Genomic DNA, 2,623 nt, shown 5'->3' with positions numbered 1-2,623 from the left:
GTCCTGGCCGGTGCGGACCGGCCAGGACGGAAGGCCCGGTGGCGGTGGCCCGGCCGATGAGCGCCGGCGGCCCGCCCCCGGCGGAGAGGAGCGGCCGCCTGCCGGAGCCGGTCGAGGCAGTGGACATGCGGGCGGCGCTGCTGCGGATGCGCCGCGCCACCGGACTGCCGGTCGCGTTCGGCGGCCTGCTGACGGGTACGGGTCAGCTGCGGATCGCGGAACTCAGCGGTACGGCGACACCGGCGCTGCGCGGACTCGCGGTGTCGGCCGGCAACGGGCTGGGCGGCAAGTCGATAGCGCTGTCCCGGCCGTGCGCCGTGACCGACTACCGCGCCTCGCTGCACATCAGCCACGAGTACGACACGGCGGTGGGCGCGGAGGGGCTGCACGCGGTGCTGGCGGTGCCGGTGGTGGTGCGGCGCAAGGTGCGCGGGGTGCTGTACGGGGCGGTGCGCGAACGGCTTTCGTTCGGCGACCGTACGTACCACGCGGCGGTCGAGGCGGCCCGCGACGTGGAGCAGTCGCTGGCGGTGCGGGACGAGGTGCAACAGCGGCTCGCGGCGGCGCGCGAGCCGGTGGCCGGCCCCGGCGCGTGGGAGCAGGTGCGCGAGGCGCACAGTGAACTGCGCGCGCTGGTACCGCGCATCACCGACCAGGAGCTGCGCGACGAACTGCTCGCCGTCTGCGCCCGGCTGGCGGGCGGCTGCGGCATCGGGAGCGGCATCGGGAGCGGCAACGGCGGGCCCACCCGGCCCGCGACGCTGGCGCCGCGCGAGGTGGACGTACTGGCCTGGGTAGCGACCGGCGCGACGAACGCGGCGGCCGGTGCGCGGCTGGGGCTGAAGCCGGAGACCGTGAAGAGCTATCTGCGGTCCGCGATGCGCAAGCTGGGGGCGCACACCCGCCTTGAGGCGGTCGTCGCGGCCCGGCGGGCGGGTCTGCTGCCGTAACATCCCGGCCGAAGCCATGAGAAAAGCCTCATGCGGAAACCCAGCCGGACGACTCCCGGGGGCCGCCCGGGGGTGACCGCGGGGCGGACGTGCCGAAGCGGGGTATCCCATGGCTTCCCTCCACCTCACGGCGATTTCACAGGACTCAGGGAGCATGCATGACGTACTCATCCGCCGGGGAGCTCGTCGTCGCACCGGCGGCCGAGAAGGACTGGCCCGTCATCAGCGGGTGGGCGCACGACGAGGGCTGGAACCCGGGGGTCAGCGACGCCCGGAGCTTCTTCGCCCAGGACCCCGACGGGTTCTTCATCGGACGCATCGGCGGGGAGCCCGTCTCCGCCGTCTCGGTCGTCAACTACGGTGCCCGCTACGCGTTTCTCGGCTGCTATCTGGTCCGCCCCGATCTGCGTGGACGCGGCCACGGTCTGGCCACCTGGCAGGCCGCGCAGGCGCACGCGGGAAGCCGGACCATCGGTCTGGACGGGGTCGTCGCCCAGCAGGACAACTACCGCAAGTCGGGGTTCAGCCCCGCCCACAGCACCTTCCGCCACACCGGCGTGCTGCCGCCCCGCAGCCCCGCGGGCGTACGCCCGATGCGGCCCATCGACCACGAAGCGGTCGCGGCGTACGACAGCGCCTGCTACCCGGCCGACCGGCCGCGCTTCCTGGAGCACTGGCTGACCACGGACGGGCACCGCGCGTTCGTACGTGTCGACAGAGGGCGGCTCTCCGGGTACGCGGTGATCCGCCCGGCGGCGGGTGAAGTCCTGCGTATCGGGCCGCTGTTCGCCGATACGCCGACCGACGCCGAGGCGCTGTACGGGGCGCTGGCCGAGGAGGCGGGACCGGCGCGGGTCGCCGTGGACGTCCCCGAGTCCAACGCGAGGGCCGTCGCCCTGGTCAGGTCGCTGGGGCTCACGCCCTCCTTCGAGACGGCCCGCATGTACACGGGCCCGATCCGCCCGGTGGCCGGCCAGTGCGTCTTCGGCGTCACCACACTCGAACTGGGTTAGCCTCGGGGTTTCATGAGGTGGGCTGTCCAAAGCGTGATCGAAAACGCGAGAAGTGCTCCTGACCTGCAACGATAGGACTTGTCGAGGGTCCAGATCGTGCCGTGGAAAGAAGCACTTCTCAGGTGGAGAAGCGTATCGGGTTGTACCCGCGTGTCCGCATCGAGGGCGATGGTCGGGCCGTGGTGTCCCAGGCCGGGGGCGTGCTGCTGGTCGAGACCGCCCGCAAGGCCGGGCTGGACACCACGGTATCCGCGGCGCTGGCGCCGTGGCGGAAGGCTCGGGCGGTGCACGATCCAGGCAAGGTTCTGCTGGATGCGGCCCTGGCCGTCGCCCTCGGCGGAGACTGCCTGGCCGACATCGGCATGCTGCGGGCCGAGCCGGACGTGTCCGGCCCGGTGGCCTCCGCCCGACCGTTTCCCGCCTCGTCGACACCCTGGCCTCGTCCCGGCCCGAAGGCTCTGAACGCGATCCGGTCAGCGAGAGCCGAAGTACGCGAGCGAATACGGAAGTTGGCTGGAGCCTCGTCGCCGGACGCCTCCGGGCAGGTGATCGTGGACCCGGACGGGGTGCTGGTACTGGCCCACTCCGACAAGGAGGACGCAGCCGCGACCTGGAAGAAGACCTTCGGACATCACCCGCTGATGGGGTTCGTCGATCACG

3 protein-coding genes are annotated in these 2,623 nt (G+C 72.5%); all 3 read left to right on the top strand.

Annotated features, from left to right (window positions below; genetic code table 11):
• Positions 1–98 precede the first annotated feature (98 nt).
• Entirely contained in the window at positions 99–950 is an 852-nt protein-coding gene (locus tag ACFXBC_RS34990; protein ID WP_385034149.1) for a LuxR C-terminal-related transcriptional regulator, read from the top strand.
• A gap of 158 nt (positions 951–1,108) precedes the next feature.
• Positions 1,109–1,963, top strand: a complete 855-nt coding sequence (locus ACFXBC_RS34985) for a GNAT family N-acetyltransferase (protein WP_385034146.1) — start codon at positions 1,109–1,111, stop codon at positions 1,961–1,963.
• 122 nt (positions 1,964–2,085) lie between these two features.
• Positions 2,086–2,623, top strand: a 538-nt coding sequence (locus tag ACFXBC_RS34980; RefSeq protein WP_385034143.1) for a transposase, incomplete at its 3' end; no start/stop codon positions are given.

It is taken from the genome of Streptomyces sp. NPDC059398 (assembly GCF_042751845.1).
In the GTDB taxonomy this organism is placed as follows: domain Bacteria; phylum Actinomycetota; class Actinomycetes; order Streptomycetales; family Streptomycetaceae; genus Streptomyces.
This window is presented reverse-complemented; position numbering and strand designations above follow the sequence as displayed.